At 68.4% G+C, this 26,108-nt stretch carries 27 protein-coding genes; 13 read left to right on the forward strand and 14 right to left on the reverse strand.

Annotation, left to right across the window (positions count from 1 at the left end):
- Window positions 1-18: 18 nt before the first annotated feature.
- The gene (locus tag VNN10_07140) at window positions 19-1,266 is read right to left on the reverse strand and encodes a CoA transferase (GenBank protein HXH21787.1); all 1,248 of its coding nucleotides are present in this window, start codon (window positions 1,264-1,266) and stop codon (window positions 19-21) included.
- Between the two features lie 160 nt (window positions 1,267-1,426).
- Here VNN10_07140 and VNN10_07145 point away from each other — a divergent pair, with 160 nt between their 5' ends.
- From VNN10_07145 to VNN10_07170, 6 genes are all read left to right on the forward strand, one after another.
- Window positions 1,427-1,978: a hypothetical protein gene (locus VNN10_07145; protein HXH21788.1), complete on the forward strand. Its 552-nt coding sequence runs from the start codon at window positions 1,427-1,429 to the stop codon at window positions 1,976-1,978.
- Complete coding sequence (locus tag VNN10_07150; protein HXH21789.1) at window positions 1,975-2,400, forward strand: hypothetical protein; 426 nt, start codon at window positions 1,975-1,977, stop codon at window positions 2,398-2,400. Before VNN10_07145 ends, VNN10_07150 begins: the two co-directional genes overlap by 4 nt.
- A 79-nt stretch (window positions 2,401-2,479) precedes the next feature.
- Window positions 2,480-3,577, forward strand: a complete 1,098-nt coding sequence (locus VNN10_07155) for a YihY/virulence factor BrkB family protein (protein ID HXH21790.1) — start codon at window positions 2,480-2,482, stop codon at window positions 3,575-3,577.
- Window positions 3,570-4,034, forward strand: a complete 465-nt coding sequence (locus VNN10_07160; protein ID HXH21791.1) for a hypothetical protein — start codon at window positions 3,570-3,572, stop codon at window positions 4,032-4,034. Before VNN10_07155 ends, VNN10_07160 begins: the two co-directional genes overlap by 8 nt.
- A gap of 6 nt (window positions 4,035-4,040) precedes the next feature.
- Window positions 4,041-4,484, forward strand: coding sequence for a phage holin family protein (locus VNN10_07165; GenBank protein ID HXH21792.1), 444 nt, complete (start codon window positions 4,041-4,043; stop codon window positions 4,482-4,484).
- Entirely contained in the window at window positions 4,448-4,936 is a 489-nt protein-coding gene (locus tag VNN10_07170; GenBank protein ID HXH21793.1) for a hypothetical protein, read from the forward strand. Before VNN10_07165 ends, VNN10_07170 begins: the two co-directional genes overlap by 37 nt.
- A gap of 101 nt (window positions 4,937-5,037) precedes the next feature.
- On the opposite strand, the gene VNN10_07175 is transcribed toward VNN10_07170, so the two are convergent.
- The gene (locus VNN10_07175) at window positions 5,038-5,385 is read right to left on the reverse strand and encodes a hypothetical protein (GenBank protein HXH21794.1); all 348 of its coding nucleotides are present in this window, start codon (window positions 5,383-5,385) and stop codon (window positions 5,038-5,040) included.
- Window positions 5,386-5,691: 306 nt separating this feature from the next.
- A complete protein-coding gene (locus VNN10_07180; GenBank protein ID HXH21795.1) occupies window positions 5,692-6,315 on the reverse strand; it encodes a hypothetical protein in 624 nt (207 codons plus the stop codon).
- Window positions 6,316-6,597: 282 nt separating this feature from the next.
- Here VNN10_07180 and VNN10_07185 point away from each other — a divergent pair, with 282 nt between their 5' ends.
- From VNN10_07185 to speB, 4 genes are all read left to right on the forward strand, one after another.
- The gene (locus tag VNN10_07185) at window positions 6,598-7,893 is read left to right on the forward strand and encodes an adenylosuccinate synthase (GenBank protein ID HXH21796.1); all 1,296 of its coding nucleotides are present in this window, start codon (window positions 6,598-6,600) and stop codon (window positions 7,891-7,893) included.
- 69 nt (window positions 7,894-7,962) lie between these two features.
- Window positions 7,963-8,526: a mismatch-specific DNA-glycosylase gene (locus tag VNN10_07190; GenBank protein HXH21797.1), complete on the forward strand. Its 564-nt coding sequence runs from the start codon at window positions 7,963-7,965 to the stop codon at window positions 8,524-8,526.
- Entirely contained in the window at window positions 8,523-9,056 is a 534-nt protein-coding gene (locus VNN10_07195) for a zinc ribbon domain-containing protein (GenBank protein ID HXH21798.1), read from the forward strand. Before VNN10_07190 ends, VNN10_07195 begins: the two co-directional genes overlap by 4 nt.
- A gap of 56 nt (window positions 9,057-9,112) precedes the next feature.
- Window positions 9,113-10,012 (forward strand): agmatinase, encoded by a 900-nt coding sequence (speB, locus tag VNN10_07200; GenBank protein HXH21799.1) that lies wholly within the window; start codon window positions 9,113-9,115, stop codon window positions 10,010-10,012.
- A 46-nt stretch (window positions 10,013-10,058) separates the two neighbouring features.
- On the opposite strand, the gene VNN10_07205 is transcribed toward speB, so the two are convergent.
- The 7 genes from VNN10_07205 to VNN10_07235 all read right to left on the reverse strand — a co-directional run bounded on the left by VNN10_07205 (window position 10,059) and on the right by VNN10_07235 (window position 17,505).
- On the reverse strand, window positions 10,059-11,096 hold the full coding sequence (locus VNN10_07205; GenBank protein HXH21800.1) for an acyl-CoA desaturase: 1,038 nt from the start codon (window positions 11,094-11,096) through the stop codon (window positions 10,059-10,061).
- Window positions 11,097-11,255: 159 nt separating this feature from the next.
- On the reverse strand, window positions 11,256-11,486 hold the full coding sequence (locus tag VNN10_07210) for a hypothetical protein (protein HXH21801.1): 231 nt from the start codon (window positions 11,484-11,486) through the stop codon (window positions 11,256-11,258).
- A 300-nt stretch (window positions 11,487-11,786) separates the two neighbouring features.
- Window positions 11,787-12,716 (reverse strand): cysteine synthase family protein, encoded by a 930-nt coding sequence (locus VNN10_07215; GenBank protein ID HXH21802.1) that lies wholly within the window; start codon window positions 12,714-12,716, stop codon window positions 11,787-11,789.
- Window positions 12,717-12,831: 115 nt separating this feature from the next.
- Window positions 12,832-13,908 (reverse strand): hypothetical protein, encoded by a 1,077-nt coding sequence (locus VNN10_07220; protein HXH21803.1) that lies wholly within the window; start codon window positions 13,906-13,908, stop codon window positions 12,832-12,834.
- 2 nt (window positions 13,909-13,910) lie between these two features.
- Window positions 13,911-15,293 (reverse strand): helix-turn-helix transcriptional regulator, encoded by a 1,383-nt coding sequence (locus tag VNN10_07225; protein ID HXH21804.1) that lies wholly within the window; start codon window positions 15,291-15,293, stop codon window positions 13,911-13,913.
- Between the two features lie 79 nt (window positions 15,294-15,372).
- Entirely contained in the window at window positions 15,373-16,638 is a 1,266-nt protein-coding gene (locus VNN10_07230; protein HXH21805.1) for a hypothetical protein, read from the reverse strand.
- Between the two features lie 153 nt (window positions 16,639-16,791).
- Window positions 16,792-17,505, reverse strand: coding sequence for a hypothetical protein (locus VNN10_07235; protein ID HXH21806.1), 714 nt, complete (start codon window positions 17,503-17,505; stop codon window positions 16,792-16,794).
- Between the two features lie 616 nt (window positions 17,506-18,121).
- Between VNN10_07235 and VNN10_07240 the strand changes: the two genes are divergently transcribed.
- The gene (locus tag VNN10_07240; protein ID HXH21807.1) at window positions 18,122-19,291 is read left to right on the forward strand and encodes an acyl-CoA dehydrogenase family protein; all 1,170 of its coding nucleotides are present in this window, start codon (window positions 18,122-18,124) and stop codon (window positions 19,289-19,291) included.
- 89 nt (window positions 19,292-19,380) lie between these two features.
- Here VNN10_07240 and VNN10_07245 read toward each other — a convergent pair whose 3' ends face one another.
- A complete protein-coding gene (locus VNN10_07245; GenBank protein ID HXH21808.1) occupies window positions 19,381-21,087 on the reverse strand; it encodes a peptide ABC transporter substrate-binding protein in 1,707 nt (568 codons plus the stop codon).
- Between the two features lie 204 nt (window positions 21,088-21,291).
- Between VNN10_07245 and VNN10_07250 the strand changes: the two genes are divergently transcribed.
- On the forward strand, window positions 21,292-21,654 hold the full coding sequence (locus VNN10_07250) for a hypothetical protein (protein ID HXH21809.1): 363 nt from the start codon (window positions 21,292-21,294) through the stop codon (window positions 21,652-21,654).
- 72 nt (window positions 21,655-21,726) lie between these two features.
- On the opposite strand, the gene VNN10_07255 is transcribed toward VNN10_07250, so the two are convergent.
- Window positions 21,727-23,166, reverse strand: a complete 1,440-nt coding sequence (locus tag VNN10_07255) for a metallopeptidase TldD-related protein (GenBank protein HXH21810.1) — start codon at window positions 23,164-23,166, stop codon at window positions 21,727-21,729.
- A 152-nt stretch (window positions 23,167-23,318) separates the two neighbouring features.
- On the opposite strand from VNN10_07255, the gene prmA reads away from it, so the two are divergent.
- Entirely contained in the window at window positions 23,319-24,257 is a 939-nt protein-coding gene (gene prmA / locus VNN10_07260; protein ID HXH21811.1) for a 50S ribosomal protein L11 methyltransferase, read from the forward strand.
- A 123-nt stretch (window positions 24,258-24,380) separates the two neighbouring features.
- Here the strand turns inward: prmA and VNN10_07265 are convergent, their stop codons facing one another.
- Both VNN10_07265 and VNN10_07270 read right to left on the reverse strand, forming a co-directional pair.
- Window positions 24,381-25,370, reverse strand: a complete 990-nt coding sequence (locus VNN10_07265) for a M23 family metallopeptidase (GenBank protein ID HXH21812.1) — start codon at window positions 25,368-25,370, stop codon at window positions 24,381-24,383.
- A gap of 219 nt (window positions 25,371-25,589) precedes the next feature.
- Window positions 25,590-26,090 (reverse strand): MerR family transcriptional regulator, encoded by a 501-nt coding sequence (locus VNN10_07270; GenBank protein HXH21813.1) that lies wholly within the window; start codon window positions 26,088-26,090, stop codon window positions 25,590-25,592.
- Window positions 26,091-26,108 lie beyond the last annotated feature (18 nt).

Raw genomic sequence — 26,108 nt, forward strand, 5'->3', positions numbered from 1 at the left:
CGCTCCGGCCGTCGAGCCTCATATCACTCCCGCCGCTGCGAGCGCGATGAGGTCGTCGCGGTCGATGCCGGCGATCTCGCACAACACCTCCTCGTTGTGCTCGCCGAGCAGGGGTGCGCGTCCCTCCCGCCAGGGCGCTCCCGTAATCTCGAATGGTCCGCGCGGGTAGGTGAGCGTCCCGGCCTCCGGGTGCGACACCTCTCTCAGGGCGCGCCGATAGCGCAGGTGCTCCGACTCCAGGAGATCGCGCATGTCATGGACGAAGGCGAGAGGAGCGCGGTGCTCCCCTGCGAGGCGATACGCCTCGCGCTTGGGCATGTCCGCGGCCCAGGCGTAAATGAGCGCGGAGAGCTCATCGTTGCGCCGCAGGCGGTCGCGCCCGAGCTCTTCGTCCTGAACGCCGATGAGCTCCAGCAGCGCCGGCATCTGCCGGGCCATGGCATGCACGCCCACGTAGCCGTCCGCGCAGGGGTAGAGGCCGATCGCGGCGGACTGAGCATTGCCGCGGCGCAGCGGCCCGCTAAGAAAGGGGCTGTCGGCGGGCGGCGGCTCGGCTCCGGGCCGGTTGCGGTAGAGATAGTTCGACAGCGCAAGCTCGAGGGTCGTTGCCATGGCTTCCATACCGCCAACGTCGACCACCTGGCCGTGCTCGGTCTGGGCGGCGTGCCAGAGGGCGCCGAGCGTGGCCGCATAGGCGTGCAGGCCGAGCTGGTACTCCGCCTGGTAGCCGCCGGCGAGCAAAGGCTCACGGTCGGGATCGCCGCACATGGCCATCTGACCGCCGCTAGCGAAGGAGGTGAGATTGGTGGCCGGCCGGCTGGCGTAGGCGCCGCTGGAGCCATAGGCCGAGACCTGTGTGATCACGAGGCGGGGCATCGCCTTTATCAGCTCCTCCGCCGAGAGGCCCAGGTCATCGCGGCGGCGCGTGGGGTGGTCTTCGACAACGCCATCGCACTCTGCCATGAGACGCCGCAGCACGGCGGCGCCGGTTGGCGTCGTGTAGTCCAGCGTCACGCCGAGCTTGTTCGTGTTCAGGTAGAGGAAGAGGGCGCTGCGCTCAGGGTGCGGAGCACCGCCGGCGAAGGGGCCCAGGCGGCGTGTAGGGTCGCCCCGGCCGGGGCGTTCGACCTTGATCACGGTCGCCCCGTAGTCCGCCAGGAGCTTCGTGGCGAAAGCCCCTGCTACGCCCTCTGAGAGGTCTAAGACGGTCAGGACGGCGAGAGCTCCCTCGGCCTCGTCCTCGACGTCCAGGTCCGGTCGCGTCACGGCAGGATCATGGTCGAAGAGGGGCCATGTGGCAAATCCCCCGCGGGAAGTCACCCAGGCGATCCGCAGCGAACTGACACGCGCTTCCCCTTCCCAGGCGATCCGCGTGTAATCACGCGCGCGCCACTCTTTGTTAGAGCGAAAGGAGGTGCTCCCCAGGATGGAGACGACAACTGCGATCGTGATCGTGATCCTGGCAGCGGTGTTGTTGCTCACGGCTGCTGGTATCTGGTGGGCCTCGAGAAGGAAGCAGACGTCGGGACTGCGCTCCACGTTCGGTCCCGAGTATGAGCGGACCATCGAGGAAGTTGGTGACAGACGCGAGGCAGAGCGCGCCCTCAAGGAACGCCAGATGAGAGTCGAGCGGCTCCGCATCGTGCCACTGAACTATGAGGACGTGGAGAGGTTCAGCGGTGAGTGGCGGGTGGTGCAGGCGCGCTTCGTGGACAACCCGAAGTCCGCGCTCAAGGAAGCGGACGAGCTAGTCGGCAAGGTTATGGAGAGGCGCGGCTATCCCGTTGGCGACTTCGAGCAGCGTGCCGCCGACGTCTCTGTCGACCATGCGGAGGTGGTCACCAACTACAGGACGGCGCACGAAATCACCATGCGCAGCGAGAAGGGCAACGCGACCACGGAAGAAATGCGCCAGGCGATGCATCACTACCGCGCGCTATTCGACGACCTCCTGCAGACCGCGGAGGTGCGGCGATGACACAGGAGCGCCGTCTCGAGTCTTACGGCCCCGAAGGTCTCATCGAGCAGACGCCGGCCGAGAGCAGCGTCGAGGTCGAACACAAGCCATCTGGACTGGAGGAGGCGGAGCCGGCCTCCGGGGCGCGCGCTATGGCCGCGCTGGGCGCCGACCATGGCTCCTTGCTCGAGGATAGCGACGCCGGACGCTTCCGCGGCCGCTGGGACTCGATCCAGGCATCGTTCGTCGACCGGCCGCGGGAGTCGGTGCGCGAGGCTGAGGCGCTCCTGGAGGAGGTCTTCAGCACCCTCACCCAGGCGTTTTCCCGCCAGCGTGAGGGCCTGGAGGAACAGTGGCAGCGTGGCGGCGAGCCATCCACCGAAGACCTGCGCCTGGCGATCCAACGCTACCGGACCCTGTTCCAGCGTCTCCTCAACGCCTGACAGCAGCGATCTTGAAACGCGGACAAGCCCCGCGCTGAGGCCACGTCTCGGCGCGGGGCTGCCACACTCAAGGCAGGACATGAAAAGAAACGGCAAGGGCCTCCTGTCCTACGGAAGACGGCTGGCGAAGGAGGTAAGCGATGATGACCTCAGCGGCCTCGCCGCGGAATTGGCGTATCGCTTCTTTCTTGCCCTGTTCCCGTTCTTCGTATTCCTTGCCGCCGCGGGAGGGCTCGCGGCGGACCTTGCCGGGGTGCAGAACCCTGCCGACGAGGTCATGGACTGGCTTGGCGACACCCTGCCAGAAGACGCGAGCAGCGTGCTCCGTACGGAGATGGAGGGCGTCATCGAGGAAAGGGACGAGGCCCTGCTCTCCGCCGGCATTCTGGGCGCCATCTGGGCCGCGTCCAGCGGCGTCGGCAGCGTGATCAAGGGGATGAACCGGGTCTACGAGGTCAAGGAGGCCCGGCCTCTGTGGAAACGCTACGCGATGAGCGTCGGGCTGACCGTGTTCGGCGGCCTCGCCATCATCGCCGCCTTCGTAATCCTGGTCGGCGGCCAGGTCGGCGGCCTGGCCCTCGCGGGCGAGATCGGCCTCCGTGGCGCGGCGGCCGCGCTGTTCACCCTCGCCCGCTGGCCGGTGGTAGTGGGACTGCTTCTCCTGGCCGTGGCCTTCCTTTACTGGCTGGCGCCAAATGCGGACCTGCCTTTCAAGTGGATAACGCCCGGCGCCGCCCTGTTCACCGTTGGGTGGCTATTGGTCAGCTTCCTTTTCGGCCTTTACGTGGCCAATTTCGCCTCCTACGGCGCCACCTACGGCACGCTCGGCGGCGTAGTGGTCCTGATGGTCTGGTTCTACCTCACGGCATTTCTGCTGCTCCTTGGGGCCCAGGTCAATGCCGTGCTTGCGCGCGAAGCCGCGCCCTCGGACGTACAGGAGGGCTTGCCGCGGGCGTCCCGCGAGCACGGGCGCGCCACGGGAGAAACAGGTGGGCGGGCAGCACCGGAACGCGCCGAGTCGGAGATGGTCACGGCATCAGGCCCGCGGGAACCAGCCCCCGCCCGCATCGTCCCGGCGCTCGGCCTGCTCGTGGCGGCTTTGACACTATGGAAGGTTGCCCGCGGCCGGGTTACTGCCGCGGGCACGCGACTCAGCCAGGAGGTAAGTAATGTCTGAACGAAGCGAGGAGGGACGCGACATCCGCACCGGCACGCCACCCTCTGAGGCACCCTACCGGGATGAAGGCGGCGCCTTCGGCCGGCCGTCCGTGGAGGAGGAATACCGCGGCGGGATCGGAGAGAAGGCGGATGAGTTCGCCGGGCGGGCCCGGGAGATGGCCTCGGAGTACGCAGAGATGGCCCAGGCGCAGGTGGAGGTCGGCAAGGACCAGGCGGCCTCCAGCATGGAGACCGCCGCACAGAAGCTGCGCGAGCGGACCATGGCCCAGGGCGGCCTCGGCAGCCAGGCAGGCGAAAAGGTCGCCGAGGGCATGGAAAGCGCCGCGGGCTACCTGCGAGAGCACAGCACCGGCGAGATCTGGGACGACGTCGAGCGCTACGTGAGAGCGCACCCGATGCAGGCCCTGGCGGGAGCGGCCTTCGCGGGCTTCCTCCTCGGGCGCATGCTGCGGTAGGCGGCGATGGCTAGAGACGGCAGGGCCAGCCCAGGCGACCAGTTCCGCTCCATAGCGCACGAGGCCCGGGACCTGTATTCCGAGGTCGGCGGCCTAGCAGGCGACGTCCAGCGTCTCCTCCGGCTCCAGGGCGAGCTCGCGCGCGCCGAGGCGGGCGAGGCCATAGGATTAGCCGGGCGCGGTGCCGGCCTGGGGGCTGCGGCGATAGTTGTCGGGATCATCACGCTGGCCTTCCTGTTCCTGGCGCTCATGTCCGCAGTCAACACGGCAGCGCCGCAGTGGCTGGCGGCGCTCATCACCGCGGGCGTCGCCTTCTTGCTGACGGCTCTCCTCGCCGGGCTGGCGTTGTGGCAGCTCCGCCGCTTCTCCCCGCTGCCCAGGCGCTTCATCAGGTCGGTTCGGGAGGACATCGAATGGGCAGGGGCCCAGATCAGCTCGAGCACCAGATAAGGGAGCACCGCGAAGCGATCAGCCGTCGAATCGACGGCCTCCAGAAACGCGTGCAGGACGACCTGGATCGGGTGAGCGCCGAGTCGCGGATGCGCGCGGACGAGGCGGTCGGCGGGGCCAGGCAGGCCTTCGACGTCGAGTCCCGGGTCCGCGAACGGCCGATGACGACACTGGCTGGCGCCTTCGGCGCCGGGGTCCTCCTGGGCATCGTCACGGACAACGCGAACGGCGGACGGCAAGAAGCGCCGCGCTACCAGCCCGCCGCACAACGGGACGAAGGCTCGCTGCTCGGAGGCTTCGCGGGCTCGCTGTGGGCATTGCTTGGCCCCGGCCTGCAAGAAGAGATCCGGGAATCACTTCGCAACGCCGTGCGTAGCCTCACCGGCCGGGAGGCGAGGCGCGAGCCCGAGCGTGCCACCGATTACGAGCGGAGTTCGATGGCGCACGCGTAAGCGCCAGCCCGCAGCACTGCCAGCCTGCAGTGCGAAAGCGATCCGTAGCATCTGCCTGCGCACTCTGGCGCCCGCTGACTGCTCGCCTGAGTGCACGAGCGTCAACCGCTTGCCTGCGCTCCCAGGTCCTCCTCCGGCGGCACACCGGTGCCGGCGCCGCCGCGCCACAGGCGCCGCATCTCCTCGCTCGTCGCGAGCAGGTCGGCAAGCTTTCCTTGAGCCACGACCCTGCCCTCCTCGAGCAGGATGACGCGGTCCGCACTGCGCAGCGCAGCGTGGCGATTGGAGACCACCAGGCAGGCCGCCTCCGTCGTCGCGAAGAGGCGCTCCCAGAGCAGTCTTTCTGTCTCGACGTCGAGGGCGCTGGAGAGGTCATCGAGCACGAGCAGGTCGGGCTCGCGGACGAAGGCGCGGGCCGCCGCGCCCGCAGCTCGTTGGTTGCCTTCCAACCAATGCTCTCGCTCAGCCAGGCCGCGGCAATCGTTAACCCCTGGCCCGCGATGGCGCCGCCGACGAAGACGGCCGCCAGCATCAGGAGCCGCGACATCTCGCCGCCCGTTGTCGCCGTGTCGATGAAGCGCTTCACGACCTGTGGATTCAGCAGTTGGACGGCGATCGAGGCCAGGAGGATGAACCCCAACCCGGCGACCCTCGCCGCCTGGGCCGGAGGTAGTCAGCGAGCAGCGCCAGGTAGCGGTCGATGGAGATGTTCATCGGAGTGCGCCGCGTCTTTGCTGCCCGTCGACGTACACGCGCTAGCCGCCCGGCTCCCCACGCCTCAGCGCCAGGCGCCCGAACACGCTCTCGGGCGCGCGCAGCTGCCATGAACGCTGCCCGGGCGTAGCGTTCAGGCCGGCGAGTTCGTCGAGAAAGGCCATGACGGAGCGCAGCCGGCCCTCGATGACGTTCACCGCCGCCGGCCGTACGTCGCCGAAGCGGGCAGACGAATGGAACTCGTGCAGGAGCGCATCGATGAGCATCTTGTCGCGTCCGAAGCGGGCACGCGGATAACCCTCAACATAGCGCCGGAAGTAGGACTCTGCCGCGCCGCCTACGAGCTCCTTGCCCTGAAGAGTCCGGAGCACCGCCTGCCAGGTAGTCGCCCAGCCGCAGGCCCCGCAGGACAGCGGCGCCTCCTTGCGGCGAAATCGGTCGCGCCGTCCGTCGATGATCTCAGCCCTGCACGCGGGGCATTCCAGCCGGCCGCGGTGCGCCTCTGTCGCCTTCAGGATGCTGTCACAGCGCGCATACAGGGCAATGCCGACTTCATCGAGCAGTTCTTCGTCCAGACGCCCGGCCGCCTCGCTCTCGTAGAGGCGCCGAACCAGCGCCTGCGGCACTCGCGGCGCCCAACGTAGGGGCTGTGCTTTCTGAGACATGCCAATCAGGATACAGAAGCGCGAACGTCAACCGTGGCTTACGAGGCGGCACGAGCAGGGTCTCCCTTTCCTGCCCGGGAACTCTTCGGCCTACGGTTGCGCGCGCTCCGGGTGTCCCGGGCTGGCGGCCGACCGTGGCACTGACCGCGGGATGACGTATGCGGGTTCCCGGCGGGAGCGGCGTTCCGGCAGCCGGGCAGTCTGGTATACTGCGACTGGCCCTCGCCCCGCGAGGGTCATTCTGGTGACAAGGGGTGCCCCCGCACCTGGCGGGGGTTGCTTATGCCCGCGATAGTAGTCATCGGTGGTCAGTGGGGCGACGAGGGCAAGGGCCGCATCGTCGACCTCATGGCCCGCCACGCCAGCGTCGTCGCCCGCTATTCCGCGGGGAACAATGCCGGCCACACCATCATCAACGACATGGGGCTGTTCGCCCTGCACCTGGTGCCGGCCGGCGTCTTCTACCCGGACAAGACCTGCCTCCTAGGCAACGGCATGGCCATCGACCCCGCGGAGCTGATCCGCGAACTCGAGATGCTCGAAAGCCGCGGTGTCGACACCGAGCGCGTGTTCGTCAGCGACCGGGCCCACGTCGTCATGCCCTATCACCCGATCATCGACCGCGAGGACGAGAAGCTGCGCGGCGCCGCCGCCGTCGGCACCACCGGCCGGGGCATCGGCCCCACCTTCGTCGACAAGGTCGGGCGCATCGGTATCCGCATGGGCGACCTTGTCGACCCCAAGTCCTTCCGCGAGCGGCTCAGTTTCGTCTTGCCTTACAAGAACGCCGTGCTCACGAAGCTGTACGGCGCCGAGCCGCTTTCCTTTGACGCCATCTACGAGGAGTACAGCGCCTACGCCGAGCGCCTCGCTGCCCGCGTCTGCGACACCGCCATGATCGCCCGCAAGGCCCTCGAGCGGGGCGAGACCCTGCTCCTCGAGGGCGCCCAGGGCGCCCTGCTCGACCTGGACAGCGGCACCTACGACTTCGTGACCTCGTCCGTGCCCTCATCGACCTCCGCGGGGGCGGCAACGGGCATCGGCATCGGCCCCTTCGACATCAAGCGCGTGGTGGGCGTCTACAAGGCCTACATGACACGCGTCGGCAATGGCCCCATGCCAACGGAGCTCCTGGACGAGACCGGCAACATCCTCCGCATCCAGGGGCCGCGCCCGGAAGTCGGGACGACCACAGGCCGAGCGCGCCGCACCGGGTGGTTCGACGCCGTCGCCTCGCGCTACAGCGCCACCATGAACAGCGTCACCGGCGTGGCGATCACTCGCCTCGACGTCCTCGACCCATTCCCGTCGATCCAGGTCTGCACCGCCTATCGCATCGATGGGGAGGTCGTCGACACGCCGCCCGCGAGCATCTCCGCCTTCAATCGCGCCGTCCCGATCTACGAGGAACTGCCCGGCTGGAACACGGACTGCACCAGCGCCCGCCGCTTCGAGGACCTGCCGCCGAACGCCCAGGCCTACGTGCGGCGCCTGGGTCAGTTGATCGGCAAGCCTGTCGAGATAATCTCCGTCGGGCCGGAGCGCGAGCAGGTGATCATCGTCGACCGGCCTATCTAGGTGGCAGACGCTCGCCCCCAACCGCGAACCGAGAACCCCCGAGCCGGGAGCGATCCGGCGCGAGACCCGATGAGGGCGCTGGCGGCGCAGGATGTCCCCGACCACCTCCAGGCCGGCCTCGACCTCGTGATCGTCGGCATCAATCCCGGGCGGCGTTCGGGCGCCACCGGGCACCACTACGCCTGGCCCGGCAACCACTTCTGGCCGGTGCTGTATGAAGCCGGGATCATCCCGGAGCCCATCACTCACCTCGAGGACCACCGCGTCCTGGAGTGGGGCATCGGCCTCACGAACCTCTGCGACCGGACCACGCGTTCCGCCGACGAGCTGACGCGCGAAGAGCTGCGCCAGGGCGCGGCCCGGCTACGGGAGAAGCTCTTGCGCTTCCGGCCGCGCGTTGTGTGCTTCAATGGCAAGGGCATCTACGAGGCCTTCAGCGGCCGCAAGGACGTCCGCTTCGGTCTCCAGCCCGAGGTCCTGGAGGGCATGCTCATGTTCGTCGTCCCCTCCTCCAGCGCCCGCGCGGCCGCCTACCAGCGCGACGCCAAGGTCGCCTACTTCCGGCAGCTCAGGCAGCTCATCGACTCCGTGCGGGTCGAGAAGCTGACATCGACGGCGCGGAGCGCCCGATGAGCCTGGAACCGCGCAGCGTGCTTTCGCCCCGGCTAGAGACCTTCCTGACCCAGCTCAGGGAGGGCGAGACGCCGAATCACGGCCGGTTCTGCTCCTTCTGTTACAACCCCCTGCCCCCGGACTTCTCCCGCTGCGACCACTGCGGCCAGGACCTCAAGGAGCGCGCGCCGATAACCTCGGTGCCTGACGAGGTCGTCGACATGCACGCGCGGAAGTTGCGCCGCGAGAGCCTTATCGTGAACTCCTTCGCCTACCTCGGCCTCGGCCTGGGGCTGGCGATCTTCCTGACTATGGTCGGGGTCAACGTCCTCTACCTGGACCGGGCCCTCTGGTTTTTCTTCATCGCCATCGGCGTTTTCCTCATCGGCAGCCGTGTCCTCGCGGCCATCCTCGGGGGCGTGATCGGCGATGAGATCGGCTATCGCTACGCGAACAAGCGGCTCGCCGAAGACTGGGCGCGCCATGTGGCCGAGCGCGAAAATAAGCTGCATGGTGGCCCCAGGGGCGAGCTCGGCATGGAGTCCGGCTAGCAAGGCCCGACGCTGGCCAAAGGCTGCCCGGAGAGAGACAGCGGAGGTGACGAGCAATGCCCCTGCCTGACCCCACCGACGAGCGCTTCTGGCCCCGCCGCAGCTTCGTTGCCCCTCCTTACCCCTACGGCGAGTACGACCGGGCTCGAGTCGTCATCCTCCCCGTGCCGTACGACTCCACCACCACGGCGCGAGCGGGCGCCCGCGATGGCCCGAATGCCATCATCGACAACTCCGAAGACATGGAGCTGTACGACGTCGGCATCGGCTACGAGGCCTACCTGCACGGCATCTACACTTCTCCCTCGGTCTCGGTGACGAACGAGACACCGGAGGCCATGATCAACCGCGTGACCGAGGCCGCCAGGCTGTACATCGACGACGGCAAGTTCGTCGCTACCTTCGGCGGCGAGCACACCATCGGTGTCGGCTCCTTCCGCGCGCACCTATCCCGCTACCCAAACCTCAGCGTGCTGGCCATCGACGCCCATGCCGACCTCCGCGACGAGTACCAGGGCACGCGCTACAACCACGCCTGCAGCCTCCGCCGGATGCTGGACGTGGTCCCCGTGACGCAGGTTGGTCTGCGCTCGGCCTCCGCCGAGGAGGCAGAGCTCATCCGCGACCGCAAGCTGCCTTTTTACTCGCCCCGCGCCTTTCGCGCCCTGCCAGACCTTTCGGCCATCGTGGACGGCCTCGATGACCACGTCTACGTGACGATCGACCTGGACGGCATCGACTGTGGTGAGATGCCGGCTGTCGGCACGCCCGAGCCCGGCGGCCTCACCTGGGACGAGGTGAGCTCGATCCTCGAGGCGGTAGCGGCGAAGCGGCGCATCGTCGGGTTCGACATGACGGAACTTGCGCCCGACCTCGGGCCCAAGGCCTGCGCCTACTCGGCAGCGAAACTCGCCTACCGCCTCATCGGTCTGGCGCTTGGGCCACCGGAAGGCTAGCTGACGCCCCGCGTCCCTGACCTCCCAGCCGGGCGGCGCGGCTTCGCTAGCGGGCTGCCAGGGCGGGCGCACGGGCCCTGGCGGCCCTCGGCACGTTGCGCAGGGTGCGGACCAGCTCCCGGTTCGTCTCGAGGAAGCCTGACTCCGTGTACGCGATGCCCAGCTCGCGGCAGGCAGCCTCGACGTGAGGCTTCAGGAGCTTGAGCTTGTTGCGCGGCGTGCTGGGGAACAGGTGGTGCTCGATCTGGTAATTCAGGCCGACCAGCAGGAGGTCGGTGAGGAACCCGCCGCGAACGTTCCGCGACGTCACGACCTGCTGCTCGAGGAATGACATCTTGCTGTCGCGGGCTACGCAAGGCATAGCCTTGTGGTTGGGCGCAAAGCAGTTGGCGAGGTAGATGCCCGTTGTCACGTGCACGAGCATGAACACCAGCGCTGCCTTTGCGAGAGGGAAGAGCAGGAAGGGCGAGACGAAGAGCACCAGGATTCCCGCCAGCCAGAGCGCTAGGCGCCAGGCATTGCCCCTGAGCGGCCGCCGCAAGAAGTAGGTGATGCTGCCAAGGCGGTTGCTGAAGCTGACGATCGCGCCAAGCGGATAGTAGTAGAAGGCCTGGAACTGGATCAGCGCCCGCTGAAGCCCGCCCTTGGCGGCGTAGAGCTCCTCGCTGGCGGCGATGAAGGGGATTTCCATGTCCGGGTCCAGGTCCTCCTGGTTCGGATGGGCATGGTGGGCGTTGTGGCGAGACTTCCAGTTGTCGAACACCATGCCCAGGAGCGCGGCGCAGACGTAGCCCAGGAGGTCGTTGTTGCGCACGTTGGCGAAGACGGCCCGGTGGCCGCAGTCGTGCATGAGCCCGCCGAGCTGGACGCTGAAGAACGAGAAGGACAGGCAGGCCAGCGCCAGCAATGGATAGCTGGTCAGGGCGAAGATGGCCCAGGCGCTGAGGAAAAAGCCGCCGAGACTGAAGGCGGCGAGGGCCGCATAAAAGCCGAGGGACCTCTCCAGGATGCCCTCGGCGACGATCGTGGCCTTGAGGCGGGCGTAGGCGGCGGCCCCGTCCGCTCTCTCTAGAGCAGACGGCAAGGGGCTCTCTTCATGCTGCCACTCTAGCGACGCCCTGCCCCGAGCACAAATCGCCGGCGGCGCTGGCCGTGCTCCCGTCGATCGCCCGCTAGGTCCCTTTTGAACTAGCCTGCCGGCCCACCAGACGAGGGCCAGCGAGCTAACCGATCTCCGCCTGCGCTACGCGGCCTCGTCGGCCTTCGCCCGCTGGAGGATGATGTAGCTGGCCTCAGTCCGAACCAGGGGGTGAATCCCGCCGATCGCCCATCCTTCCGCGCCCTGCGCGTCCAGGTAGCGCTTGAGAAAGGCCGTGCGGTTTTCGCCGCTCTGCCGGACGAACTCGACGCCCTCGCAGGAGATGCGCCCGCGAGGGTCCACGTAAACGACCCTGTACTCCCACTTCTGTGCCATCGAAGCCTCCTTGATGGCGACGAACCGGGAGCACGAGCCAGACGCAAATCCAGCGTAGCACGCGCGCCACCGGGCGACGCTATGTGTGAGCTCCTTAACAGATAGTCCATGCCGCCTGTTAACTACGAACCAGACGCGGCGTTTACTAATTCGGACTCGCGGTCTACAGGAAGGGGATCTCGGGCGGGGTCCCCTTCTTGATGCCCATCGGCCAGCCCAAACCCGGCGACCGACGGACCGGCAAGTCCGGGGACCTCCGACCTGCAGACCGTGGTGTGTTGGTCCGCGGTCCGGCGGCCGTCACCACCAGAGGACGTCGTCGAGCGCGTCCTCGTCCGGGACCGGCGCCTCCGGGCGGAAAGCAGGAGTGCCCAGGTACTTCCACCCGCTATCGGCGAAGACGACGACGATGTTGCCGCGCTCCATGCGCTGCGCCCACTTGAGGGCCGCGTGCATCACGGCGCCGGACGAGAGCCCGACGAACAACCCTTCGCGCATCAGCACTTCCCGCGCCGCGCGGAAGGCGCTGGCGCTGCGCACCAGGATCTTGCCGTCCAGGGCCTTGAGGTCGAGTATCGGCGGCACGAAGCCATCGTCCAGGCTGCGCAGGCCCTGCAGCTGGTTCCCGGGGTGGGGTTCCGCCGCGATCAGCTGCACCTTTGGGTTCACCTCCCGCAGGCGGCGACCCACACCCATGATCGTGCCGCCCGTACCGAGTCCGCAGACGAAGGCGTCTACCTGCGGCGTCTCGCGCAGTATCTCGACGGCGGTCGTCTCATAGTGGGCGCGCGGGTTGTCCTGGTTGCAGAACTGGTCGAGCAGGTAGCAGCCCTCCCTGGCGGCGATTTCGCGCGCGACCTCGAGCGCGCTTTTGATGCCGAGCGCGGCAGGCACCCACTGGACCTCGGCGCCGTAGGCGTGCAGGGCCTGCACGACATCCGGAAACACCGTCTCCGGCACGATTGCGCGCACGCGGTGCCCGAGCCGCCGCCCTAGCATGGCGAGGGAGATGCCGGTGTTGCCCGTCGTCGCCTCGATGATGTCCTGCCCCGGCTTCAGGTCACCGCGTTCCCGCGCCCTGGCGAGCATGTAGGCGACGATGCGGTCCTTGATCGAGCCCGTCGGGTTCTGGCCTTCGAGCTTCGCGAAGACGCGCACGCCGGGCTTCGGCTCGCAGTTCTTGAGCTCGACGAGCGGCGTGTTACCGACGAGGTCCAGCACGGAGTCCATGAGACCACTGTAGGGGTGCCCGGCAAGCCCGTCGAGTGGCCGATGGAGCGCATCGGGCGCTGGTGCAGGATCGGACGCCCATGGGGTTGTAAGGGGCTGCCGCCCTGCGTGATATTCAGGCGCGATTGGCCCTTGCTCGGAACCGCAAGAGCGCGAGAGCGGTTATCGTAGCCGCCGTAGCAGCGACGACGCCTGCGACGATGACCGCAGCGCCGTTGTCGCGGTCCGCAGCCGTGTCCGTTGCCGGCGGCGACAACGCCGACAGGTCGGTAGACGGCGCGGCCGCACGCGCTTCAGCCGTCCGCAGCGCATCCTCGAAGCGGCGATCGAACTCCGGTGTCGATGCCCAGACGCGTGGCAGGGTCCCGGCGCGGCCGCTCCCCATCCCCTCCCAGATCCGGCCGCCTCGTTCTGCCGTCGGCGGCGCATAGTACATGAACGCCGGCGCGTGCCAGCTCCCCATCGAGGTGGGCGCGCTCACGTTGAGGCCGTAAGCGAAGGTGGCGCCGTCGATCAGGGCGTCCTCCAGCGGCGGACTCCCGATCGCGGCCGCGAACTCCTCCAGCGGGAACTCGCCCGGATTCAGACGGCGCGCGGGAGCGCCGTCGGGGCCGATGCGCGGATCGAGTCCGCGTCGGTAGACCGCGAGGGGGATGTTGAGTGACACGGGCGCAACGACAAGCTCCGCGAACGTCCCGGAGAAGACGTCCCACCAAGCCAGATCGAAGCCGCGACCATTAAGCGAGGCCATTACGACGCCCTTCGGCAGGACATCGACATTCGAGCGGGCGGCGTCCAGCGCCTTCTTGACGCCCGACCAACGTTCCGCGCCCTGCCAGATGGTGTCGTCGAGCTGGAGCCACGCGCCCGAGGCCGGGTTATGCACGAGCCGTGTCGCCGGATAGAGGTAGGCCAGCGGTTCGCCGCTGGCTGCCTCCGCCGCTGCCGCGAAAGGCCATGTGTCGTACAGCAGATAGGCCACGCCAGGCCACGAATCGGGCGGAGCCACCTCGAGGACATGCGGCCCCGGCATCTCCAGGTAGTCGTCCGTGTAGAAGTGCAGGGCGTGGTCGCCAAGATCGCCGCCGGTGAGGATGTAGCCGGGCGTCTTCGCCCAGACCTGCTCGGCCGGGGCGCACAAGGCTGCTACGGCGATGAGGAAGCTCCCGACTAGGGCGAGCCTGGTGTTCATCGTCACTTGCCTCCGGGCGAGATCACGGCCTTCGCGCTGTCCTCCGTCCAGTCGCACTGGCCGCCCTGGAGGCCGGTGATTTGCTCCAGCACCACGGCGCCGGACTCGAGGTCGACGACCCGCTGGCCATAGGGCCGGTCGGCGACACGGCCCGTGACGCCCTGGTACCAGTAGAGGCCGTAGCGCCCGTTGGGCGAAGTGCAGAGCAGGCCCTGCGGGTCCGGCCCGGGGATACGCGACCCATCGCGAAGGTCGACCAGCGTACTAGGTTGGAAGGGTATCTCCGTACCGGTAAGCAGGACGCGGTCGGGGCCGGCCCAGCGCAACGGCGACCAGCGGACCGGAGGCTCGATGCGGTAAAGCACGGCGCCGGTGACGGCGTCGAGCACTACGACGGCGCGCGGCTCGTCGGACACGCGGGCGCCTTCGACCGTTCGGGTCGCGGTAGCGACGATGAGGCGCCGGCCGTCCGGCGAGAACTCGAGCTGCTGCAGCCAAGCCCCTCCTTCCTCCTGCCATACGAGGCTTCGCCCGGAGCCGTCGAGGCCGATCACCTCCACGCGCAGGCTGCCGTCGCGGACGTCGCCGACGGCGATGCGGCCGGCGCTGGCGCTCACATCGACCATGCGCGTCGAAGTAGCGCGCGGGAGGACCGGCGGCGGGCCGAGGTCGAGCAGCAGGCGCTTCTCGCCCGACGCCGGGTCCCACTCCCACAGCGCCTGGTTGCTCTCGACTGCGAGCGCCTTGCCCGCCGACTGGTCGATGTACAGGGCGCCCTGAGGCCTCGTGCCGAGGGCGTCGGCGACCAGCGCGCCGGTGGGATCGACGAGCACCATCTTGGAGCCCGCGTTCGAAAGGAGGCGGCCCGGCCCCAGCCATTGCATCAGGGCCCCGAAGGGCTGCATTTCGGTGGCCGTGGCAGCTGCGAGGTCGAAGACCCAGGACAGCGACGGCCGCGGCGTCGGGGAGGGCACGGCGGTCGACAGTGGCGTCGAAGCCAGCGCGCCCGGCGCCGGCTGGCTGGAGGCTCCATCAAGCCCGTCGCGGCTGAAGAGAGGACTCGACAGCAGCAGCCACACTCCGACGACGGCCGCCGGGGCGAGGAGCGCAGCGCGGGCGAGCAGGCCAGCGAGCGGCCAGAGGCCGCGCCGCGCCTCGACGCGCTCACGCTGTTCACGCCACCAAGCGGCGAGGGCGTGGCGGTCGTCGAGGCCGGTCTCGCCCATGAGTTGGCTGACGTGCCACTTCGCGCCGTCTTGCGAAATGCCCAGCTCGCCGGCGATCTCGGCGTTCGACTTGCCCTCGAGCAGGGCATCGAGCACGCGCTCCTGCTGCGGCGTCGGCCGCCAGCGTCTCAACCAGTGAAAGCCCTCGCGCTGCCTCACGCCGCCCCGCTACCCGCCACCGGAACCTGGAACCTGAGGACCTGTGGACCTCCGAACATCCGACCCTCCAGCCGGGAGCCTACTTACCGAGGCCGCCGATGCCCCGTGGCGGCCCCTCGGCCAGCTTCAGCGCCGTGGCTTCGTCGGTGCCCCAGGAAGCGGGGGTCATCTTCAGCGCCGTAACCGGCCAACTGTATCCGTCGTCGACGCGGATCGCCGCCACGCCGAGGTCGTGCGGCTCGCGCTTGGCCACGACGAAGCGGCCGCCCGGGGACCAGAAAACGAGGCAGCCGTCGCCGAGGAAGCGCAACTCCTTCGACGAGAGCGACTCGAGCAAGTAGAGGTTGTGCTCCTTGCGGTTGAGGCTGTAAGTCGAGAGCACCATCTGCGAGCCGTCCGGCGACCACTTCATCTCCCCCGCGTACCCCTCCCGCAGATAGTACGTCAGCGGTTCGCCCGAGCCGTCCGAGAGCGCGATGTGCATCACAAAGGGCCACGCGACGGGACTGAAGGCGATGCGGCTTCCGTCCGGCGACCACGAGATCGCCAGGCTGCCCGGCGCCCGTTGCCCGGGCGGCGACGACAGCAGCCGCCCGGCGTTCGCGACCAGCTGGACAACGCCTGCCCCGTCCACCGTAAGGAGCTGCCAGCCGAGCGCGTCGTCCTGGGCGAACGCGAGCCGGCGTCCGTCGGGTGACGGCACGAAGCCGGTTAACACGGACGCGACCTTATAGATGCCGCGGACGCTGCCGTCGCGGGCGAGCCAGAGGAGCGGCGTATCCGTGGCGGCATCGAGTGTGGCGAAGACAAGGCCGCCGTCGGAGGTCCAGGCGAACGCCGTGGCTCCCGCGCCCAGCGTGGTCACGGATCGAGTGGACGGCTCGACCAACATGATGCCGCCGTCATCGTCGAGTGCGGCAAGGACTTCGCCGACGGGCGACCAGGCGGCGTCTCTTAACCCGGCGGCGAGCTCGACCGGTTGCGGCGTCTGACCTTCGGCCGGCAGCGTGGCGTCCCAGAACAAGAGCTGGCAGGGCGTGTTCCCGAGGCAGTGCCGGAAGGCCTGCCAGCGTCCGCTCGCAGAGGTGGCCGGGCGATAGGTGTTCTCCTGGGCCCTGCCCAGTTCGGCGCCGTCTGGCGTGAATCGGTACAGGAGGTTCGATGATCTCAGGACGATAACACCGTCCGCTGAGGGGTCGGGCACCACCTCATCGGGTTCGATGACCGTTACAGCAGCGGGCGCCGCGGGGTCGGGAGCGTCTCGGCGCACCGCGACATACACGCTCGCCAGGATGGCTGCGAGCGATACCAGGCTGCTGGCAAGCAGGAAGACTCTCCAGCGCATGACGGCCCTCCTCTTTAACGACGTATCGTCGTGACGGCCATTATCACAGCGCCACCGGAAATGTCACTACCCTCGGGCCGGCTGGTCTGCTGGCCGGCTGGCCGCCCAGCGCCCGCCGTTGCCTCGCTGTAGGCGCCCTTCGGAAAGGGCGCGTCAGACGCCGCCCGGCGGTGTCACCGACGGCGACGCGGGCCGGGACGCCAGCCAGGCTTCTACCTTGTCGAGCGGTACCTGCCAGTTCATGCGCGACAGGTAGGGCTTGAAGCCAAGCTCGTTGTTGATGCGGAGCATCGGGGCGTTGGACTGGGCGTTGCCCGTCCGGATGAAGCGGACCAGGGGCCGCTCGCGCAGGACCTTGTCGAGCATCGATGCCTTCAGCCACTTGCCCAGGCCGCGGTTGCGGAACTCGGGGAAGACGCCGGTGTCGCCCTGGTTGAGCTCGTAGGGCAGACCGGGCCGGTAGAGGACCTCGGTATAGCCGGCCAGGCGGCCGCTCTCTCGGTGGCGGACGTACATCGTCCAGCGCTCCCAGTTGGCGGCCCGCTCGTACGCCTCGAGTTCGCGCAGGCGCTCCGGCGTCATCGGCGAGTCCTCCATGGCGAGGTCGTCGCGTGGGGCGGTGTTCATCACCTCCATCAGGGCAACGATGGCTTCGAGCTGGTCCTCCGGCATGGCGCCTTCGACCAGCACCATCTCGAACTCCCTCTCGAGCGAGGAACCGAGCGCGAGCCAGTCCGCCAGCGCCTTCCAGTTGACCTCGTCGATGTTGAGCTGGTTGGTGTACACCGCCTGCGCGGGCGTCGCGCCCAGGGCCCGCATGAAGGCTTCGCCGCCGGGCGCGCGTGAGGTGGTCGAACCGAAGAGCATGGTCCGGCCGTCCGCCTTCGAGGCGTCGACGACCAGGCGCAGCAGGGCCGTGCCGAGCCCTCTGCGCCGCCAGGCGGGATCGACGCTGATGTACGCCCAGGCGGGCGTGGCGGTTGTACGGCGTGCGCTGCAGCGAGACGCCGCCGCTCGCCACGATCGCGCCCTCTCGCCACACGAACCACGTGCGCTGGTCTACGTAGGAGGGCAACTCGCGGTAGTTGAGCTTCGTCTCCTCGAGGGGCGTCGGAGGGTCGTCGGGCCAGGACTCCGCTGCCGTGAGGTTGTCGAACGCGTTGATCGCGACGAAGTCGGCGTCAGTGGCGGCGCCCCGGTCGAATGGTCGGATGTCGAAGCCTGGGCCGGACATGAGGCGCCTCGTGCCGAGATGTAACGAGAAGTGTAGCGGAAAGGACAAGCGACGAGGGTCGCGTAACCCGCGGCCGACTTGCCCGCCTCCGTCGGAGCCTACTCTGCACGACGGGACCGCAGGCGCAGCCGCCTCTAGCGAGAGTCGCATCTTCGGGCGCCGCCCGCTTCCCGCTCCGCTCTTCCTTGTCCCCTGTTCCGTGTTCTCTGATACTTCGACTCACGACACACCCGCTTAGGAGCACCGACCATGGACTTCCAGCTCACAGAGCAGCAGAAGCTGATCCAGGAGACCGCCCGCCGCATCGCTCGGGAGAAGGTGGCGCCGCGCGCCGCCGAGATCGACGAGAAGGAAGAGTACCCGGAGGACATCTATCAGGCCTTCAAGGAGGTCGGCCTCCTGGGGCTCTCCATTCCGCAGGAGTACGGCGGCTCCGGCGCCGGCGTGCTCGCCCTCGCCCTGGCCGTGGAGGAGGTCGCGAAGTACTGCTGCTCCTCCGGCCTCATTCTCCTGCTCTCCATGCTCTCGACCCAGCCGATCATCATTGGCGGTACGGAGGAGCAGAAGAAGCGCTGGGCCGGGGCCGTCGCCCGCGGCGAAATGCGCGCCTCCTTCTGCCTCACCGAACCCTCGACGGGCTCCGACGCCGCCAACCTGCGCACCCGCGCCGTCCGCGACGGGGATGACTACGTCCTCAATGGCGAGAAGTCCTACATCTCTGGCGGCACCGTCGCCGATTTCGTCACGCTGTTCGCGAAGACGGACCCCACCGCCGGCTCGCGCGGCATCACCGGCTTCATCATCGACGCCAAGAACACGCCCGGCTTCTCGGTCGCCCGCACGGACCGCAAGATGGGAGTGAAGGCCGTCGCGACGGCACATTTCGCCATCCAGGACGCCCGCGTCCCGGCCGAGAACGTCATCGGCGGCAGCGAGGGGCGCGGATTCAATGCGGCGATGCTCGGCCTCAACACCTGCCGCCCCGTGGTCGGCGCCCGCGGGCTCGGCCTCGCCGAAGGCGCGCTCGCCTACGCGCTCGAGTACGCGCGCAAGCGCGAGGCCTTCGGCTCACCGATCGCAGACTTGCAGGCGATCCAGTTCATGCTCGCCGACATGGCTATCGCCATCGAGGCCTCACGACTCCTCGTCTACCAGGCCGCCTGGAACGTCGACCATGGCCTCTACCAGCGCGAGCACGCCCACTACCTCTCGATCGCGAAGGCGTTCGCGACCGAGACCGCGGTCAAGGTGTCCTCGGACGCGATCCAGATACTGGGCGCGCAGGGCTACATGATGGACCACCCGCTGGAGCGGCATTACCGCGACGCGCGTCAGCTGATGATCGTGGAGGGGACGAGCCAGATCCAGCGCGTCCTGATCTCGCGCGCCCTCCTCGACCGCAACCTTGTGTACGCGTGACGCCCTTCCCGGCGGGGCTGCCCTTCGAGCTCAGAGCAGAGGCCGGACCAGAGTCCGGCCTCTGCCCCGCCACCGGGACTTCAAGGGTCCTAGCCCTTGGCGATCCAGGTCTTCCAGAGGTTCCAGTCCCCTCGCAGGTAGCCGTCCAGGCCCGTCACCTGCAGGTCCCGCACACGCCCTTTCACGACGATGAAGGTTTCGCGGTGGTACAGGGGTGCGATCGCTGCGTCCTCGAGCACGAGCCGGTGAACCTGAGCGTACAGGTCCAGATGCTTTCGCACATCGGTCTCTGACCTGGCCTTCTCCAGCAACTCGTCTACCCTGGGGTTGCTGTAGTGGTAGACGTTGAAGTTCCCGTTCGTGCCGAAGTGCTCCGGCAGCCAGTTGTCCGGGTAGGCCCAGTCCGCCGACCACCCGGACATGCTCATGTTGAAGTCGCCGCGAGTAAAGCGGGACTGGTATGTCGCCGCATCTACAAGCTCCACATTGACCTCAACGCCGAGGTTGCGGCGGAATTGCTCCTGCATGAACTGGGCGATGAGGCGGTTCGTGTCGTTCGTGCGGAGGAAGAGAGTGACCTTCGGCAGGCCTTCGCCGTTTGGATAGCCCGCAGCAGCGAGCAGCGCGCGGGCCTTCGCCGGGTCGAATTCGTATTGCTTGCCGGCCGCGGCCTCATAACCGGGCATGCCCGGCGGCAGCCAGCCGTTTGCGGCGACGCCGACGCCCTGAAGGACGCCCTCGATCAACGCGCGCCGGTCGACGGCGGTAGCGAAGGCCTGCCGCACTTTATGGTTGTCGAAGGGCTTGTCCTGGCTATTGAAAGCCAGGGCCGCCGTGCCAAGGTCGACCTGGCGCTTCAGGTCAGCATTCAGAGGAGAACCGGAGGTCGCGACCTCGCGCCGGCTGGCCGGGGGCACCGGCGCTACGTCGATCTCGCCCGCCTGGTAGGCCGCGAAAGCAGCGACCTCATCTTCGATGATGCTCAACGTGACCTTCGAGAGCAGGGCTCGGCCAAGGTGCCAGTTAGGGTTAGGTTCCAGCGCCAGGCGGGCGCCGTGTGTCCACTCCGTCAGCACGAAGGGGCCGTTACCCACGAGACTCCCGGCTTCGGTCCATGACGGCCCGCGCTCGATCACGTCCTTGCGGACCGGCGCCGAGGCCCAGAGCGCGAGCTGGTTCAGGAAGCTGGCGCTGGGCGCGGTCAGCGTGAACACCACCGTGCGCTCGTCCTTTGCGGTTACGCCCACGGCCTCGCGCAGGGCCGCAAGCTCCGCGTCCGAAGGTGCTTTCGGCGCCGACTTCGTGCCCAGCGCGGTGGAGTACTCGCGAGCGCCGGCGATGACACCGAAGTTGCCGGCGTAAGGTGAGGCCACCTTTGGGTCCAGCATGCGCTTCAGACCGAAAACCACGTCATCGGCAGTCAAGGGAGCGCCGTCGCTCCACTTGAGGTCGCGCCGCAGCCTCACGGTGTACGTCTTGCCGTCGCGGGAGATGCCGCCGTTCTCGGTCGTCGGCAGTTCGGCCGCCATGTCGGGCACGACATTGAGCCGCTCGTCGTAGCGGAAGAGGGAGCTGAAGAGCTGCTTGACCACTGAGATGTCGGTGGTGAAGTTGGCCTGGTGGGGGTCCAACGTCCTCGGCTCCGCGCCCAGGCGGAGGCGCAGGACCTGCTGGTCGGCCGGCGCCATCTCGCCGGTGCGCGCTGACTCATCGTCGCCGGTGCCGCAGGCAACGGCCAGGGTCGCCAGGGCGACGGCCGCAGCAAGCTGCCAGAAGTGGAAGCGGGCTGGCTTCATCTCGGTCTCCATCTACGGGGCCGGACGCCCTGAGGGTAAGATTCGAAGTCTTATCGGCAGGCGGCCCGACAACGTTAGAGGCGGGCAGGCTCCGGCACAGCGATACGGGATCAGCGATCGTCATTAGCCTGCGGGCCCTTTGGCCCGGACGAGAGCGGCCATTCGACCGTAGGCGCGGCCGTTGCGCTCCCTTAGGCTTAGGTCATGGATCGCGGACGTCGCTCGGTGGCTCTACTGGGTCGCGAGGATTCTCTGCGCCAGGTGCTGGCAATCGCGCTGCGCAGCGAGGGCTTCGACGTGTTCGAATCAGACCCCTCCTGTCAGCCGCTGCCGGAGGCCGACCCCGACATCGTGCTCTACCAGTACCGGCACCGTGATGGAGACTCCAGGGACACTGTGCGTGGCTGGCGTGAGGTCTATCCCCGCGCGGCGATCGTCGAGATCTCGTTCTACTCGGGTGGCACGTCCGGCGGCGAGGCAGACGTTGTCATCGAGGTGCCCCTTACTCTCGACACGCTGATGCGAGCCATTGAATCGGCGAGCTCGGGCCACGCCGTCTCCTCTTGACGGCAGGCAGTCCCGCGGCGGCTGCGACACGTCTGCCCTGGCGCTGAGACAGTCGGGCGCCTGCGGAGGCGCCTAGCCGAGGCGAGTGCCTCCGACAGTGATGCCGGACACGAGTACCGTCGGTATACCGACACCGACGGGGACGGACTGACCGTCCTTGCCGCAGGTCCAGCGGCCATCACTCAGGGCAAAGTCGTTGCCGACGGCCGCGACCTTCGTGAGCACGTCCGGGCCGTTGCCGATGAGGTTCACGTTGCGGATAGGCGCCGTTATGCGACCGTCCTCGATCATGTAGCCCTCGGTGACGCTGAAGACGAAGTCGCCGTTGCTGATGTTTACCTGCCCGCCTGAGAAGGCCACGCAGTAGACTCCCTTGCGCACCGAGCGGACGATGTCCTCCGGAGTAGACTCGCCGGCGAGCATGTAAGTGTTAGTCATGCGCGGCATGGGGTAGTGCTTGAAGGACTGCCTCCGGCCGTTCCCCGATGGCCTGGTGCCCATCGCGCGGGCGCTGATCCGGTCCTGGAGGTAGGCCTGCAGGACGCCGTTCTCGATGAGCACGTTGTAGCCGGGGGGATTGCCCTCGTCGTCGACGTTGATCGAGCCGCGGCTGTCGCTGATCGTCCCGTCGTCGACGATCGTGCATAGCGGCGACGCCACCAGTTCTCCGATCCTGTCGGAGTAGTTACTGGTCTTCTTGCGATTGAAGTCCGCCTCCAGGCCATGGCCGATGGCCTCGTGGAGCAGGATGCCTGAGTCGCCAGCGGCGAGGACGACGGGGAAAGTGCCAGCCGGCGCTTCGATGGCGGACTGCAACAGCACCGCCTGCCGGGCAGCCTCCCGCGCCAGGTCCTCCGGAGAATGCTGGTCGAAATAGGCCATGCCCATGCGCCCGCCGCCGCCCCAGCGCGCGGTCTGGCGCTGGCCATCGCGCTCGGAGAGGCAGCTGACGTTGAAGCGGACGAGCGGCTGGATGTCGCCGGCCATGCGGCCATCGCTCGTGTAGATGGCGATTGTCTTCAATTCGTCGACGATCGCCATGTCGACGCGCGCGATCGAGCGGTCGAAGGCGCGCGCGGCCTCGTCCGCCCTGCGCAGCAGCGCGACCTTGTCGGCGGGCGCGACATCGATGGTGCTGCCGGAGGGCGAGTAGTGGCTGGCCGTCTCGTAATGCACGACGTCGACCGGTTTCACTCGGTCGCCGCGGGAGGCGATCTTCGCCGCCGTCTCAGCGGCGCGCAGCATCGCAGCGCGGCTCAAGTCCTCCGTGTAGGCATATCCGACGGACTCGCCAAGGAGGACGCGGACGCCGAGGCCCTGGCTGATGCTGCGGTTCGCGCTCTTCACCGCCTGCTGCTCGAACTGGATGTTGCCGGCGTCCTTGTGCTCGAAGTAGAGCTCGGCGTATTCACCGCCGCGAGATAGCGCCGCGTCCAGAAGCGACAGCGCCACGGCCTCATCGATGCCGTAGCGCTCGCGCATGAAGGCCACACCGCCGCGTTCCTGAGCCATGCCGGCCCCTCCCGTCTCTATTGCGCTGATCATAGCGGAGCGGGCAACACAGGAGCCGGTGCGCATGCGGCAGGGTCGTCAGGCAAGGTCCAAGCCAGCACTTCGTCCCGGGTGGCCTGTACTCTGTGCGCCGCAATGGCTAGCGTGAGTACATGCTGGAAACGATCGCCACCTCCGGCGCTCCGGGGTCCTGGACGGAGATCACGGCAGTGGTCCTGCCGGAGGGCCTCGAGCCGCTGTCTGACCTGCTCGCCGCCTTCACCGGCGGGGGAGTGGCGGTCGAGCCGCCCGTACAGGCGCTGGGACCGGACGAGGGCTATACGCTCGACCCATCGGCGCCCTCCGTCCTGCGCGCCTACGCCTACGGGCCAGTCTCGCCCGCGCGACGCGCTCTCCTGCGCCGGCGGATCGCCGGCAGCGGGCTGAGACGCTGGCTTTCGCGCCCCCTGCGCTATCGGACGCTGAGCGAGCAGGACTGGGCCGAGGCCTGGAAAGCGCACTACGAGGTCGAGCACGTTGGGCGCATCGTCGTCCGTCCGGCCTGGATCGACTACGAGGCAGCACCGGGCGAGGTTGTACTCAGCCTCGACCCCGGGATGGCCTTTGGCACCGGCCAGCACCCGACAACTCGCATGTGCCTGCTGGCGATGCAGGAACTCCTGCCGCCGGAGGCCGACGTCCTCGACCTCGGCACGGGCTCCGGCATCCTTGCCATCGCCACCGTCGCCCTGGGCGCGAGGGTTTGTATCGCGGCCGACATCGAGGAGCAGGCCGTGGCGGCCGCGCGCGCCAACGCCGCGCTCAACCAGGTCGAGGACAGGGTGCGCGTGGTCCACGGGTCGCTGGAAGACCTGCCTCCGGGCGAGTTCGACTTCGTGTGCGCCAACATCAACGCCGGCACGATAGTGCGCCTGGCGCCGCGGCTCAGGGAAAAGATGCGGCCCGGGGCGGTCTTGCTCGCCAGCGGCGTGATCGCCGAACGAGAGTCCGAGGTCCGGTCCGCGCTCGAGGCCGCCGGCTTCGAAATCAGGCAGGTGCTGTCCGACGGCGACTGGCGCACCTTCGTGGCGGTCGCGCCCGCGCAGCCCTGACCGCCCCGAAGCCGGCTGACGGTCCGGCCCTGCAGCTGAAGCGGCCGACCCGCTACGGCGTTGCGGCGCCGCGGCAGCGAAGACGACGCGCGCCACTCCGCAACTGGGTTCGGACGCGATGCCTTAGAGCCCGTACTCGCGGCCGTCGAGCCAGAGCTGGCCGTCGACCTCGACGCCGCGGACCACCACCTCCCAGTGCAGGTGGGGGCCGGTCACCAGGCCCGTCGCGCCCAGGGCGCCGACCTGCTGCCCGCGCGTCACCGCCTGCCCGTCCCCGACATCGATGCGGGAGAGGTGATGGTAAGCGCTGAAGACGCCGGCGCCGTGGTCGATGATCACCGAATTGCCGCGCACCCGCAGCTCGCCGGTAAAGGCGACCCGGCCGGCGGCGCTGGCGACCACGGGCGTCCCTGGCTCCCCCACGAAGTCGTTGCCACGATGGTAGTCCGTGACCGGGCCGCGGTTGTAGCTGCGCGCTTCGCCGTAGACGCTGCTCAGGGGGCCCGCGTGCGGACGGACGAAGGGGCCGGACCAGAGGCGCTGCGCCGTGTAGCCGGCATAGATAGTGGCCCGCCGCGCGAGTTCCGCCTGCACGATGTCGGGGGCGAGGAGGCTCGAGGTCTGGGGGTCGAGGTCGATGTTCTCGACCGGGTAGTCCTTGTCGAGCACGGCCAGGCTTGCCACGAGGGTCGCGGCGCCGCCGCTGGGGAGCGTGTAGTTCACATTGACGGGATAAAGCTGAGGCTGGGCGAAGGCGCCCACGCCGAGGAGAGCCCAGGAGCGCTGGCCGCTTCGCAGCATAGGGTATTGCCTGCCCTGGAAGCTCGCCGTCGCGGAAGTAGCCGGCTCGTTGAGGACAACCATGGCGAAGCCGCCCTGCACGATCTGGGGTGGGACCAACTGGATGGGCTGCGGCGCCGTCGTCGGCGTGGGCGGCGGCGCCGTGGGCGTGGGCGGCAGCGGAGTCAGAGTCGGCAGGGGAGGCGTCGGGGTCAGCGCGGGCTCTGTAGCAACAGGCCCGGCGCCCTTGGCGGCGGAGCCGCAGGCAACGGCGGCGAGAGACGCCTTGAGCGCGAGGAAGAGCATTGCGCGGCGGGGGACGCGCGCGGCCATGGGGCTATTGTAGGTCAGGCGTCAGAGCAGCAAGCAGCGGTCAGGGAACGGCGGGGGCCAGACGCGGGCGGTCAGGGGCAGCCCGGGCGTCCGGCGGCCGGGTCTTGCCGCGCGGTCCGCGTCTCACCGGGTCTGGTGGGTCCTGCCTCGGCTTGATCGAGGACGACACGAGGCTAGCTTATCGGGCAGGAAAGGGCTCTAGGGGCCTCTGGCGCGGAGCTAGCGCGTGGGGTAGACAGCGCCGCCGTGCTCCTTCTCCAGGTGCTCTCTCAGTTCGGCGACGCCGGCACGGTAGCGCTGGAGCTTTGCCTCGAGGTCAGCCTTCATCTCGATGAGCGCGTTCACCTTGGCGCCGATGATCTGGGACTGACGCTCCGTGACCTCGATGGCCTTCACCAGGCGCGCGATGCGGGCCTCGGCATCGAGGTCCGGGCGGTACGTGGCGCGCAGCTCGGTCTTGGTCTCCTCCGCCTCGACCATTTCCTTGATCTCGGCCAGCGTGAGGCCGAGGAGGGACTGCAGGCGCTTTATCTGCTCGACGCGGCCGACGTCCTCTTCCGAGTAGAGGCGGAAACCGCCCTCCATCCGCGAAGGCGGCTTGAGCAGGCCGCGCTCCTCGTAGAAGCGCAGGGTACGCTGGGTCACGCCGGTACGGTCCGCGACCTCCCCGATCTGGAGGTACGGTTCGTTACGCGGCCGCTCCTTTTGCTCCGTAGCCATCAAGTCGATGGTAAGCAA

Source organism: Dehalococcoidia bacterium, from assembly GCA_035574915.1.
In the GTDB taxonomy this organism is placed as follows: Bacteria; Chloroflexota; Dehalococcoidia; order DSTF01; family WHTK01; genus DATLYJ01.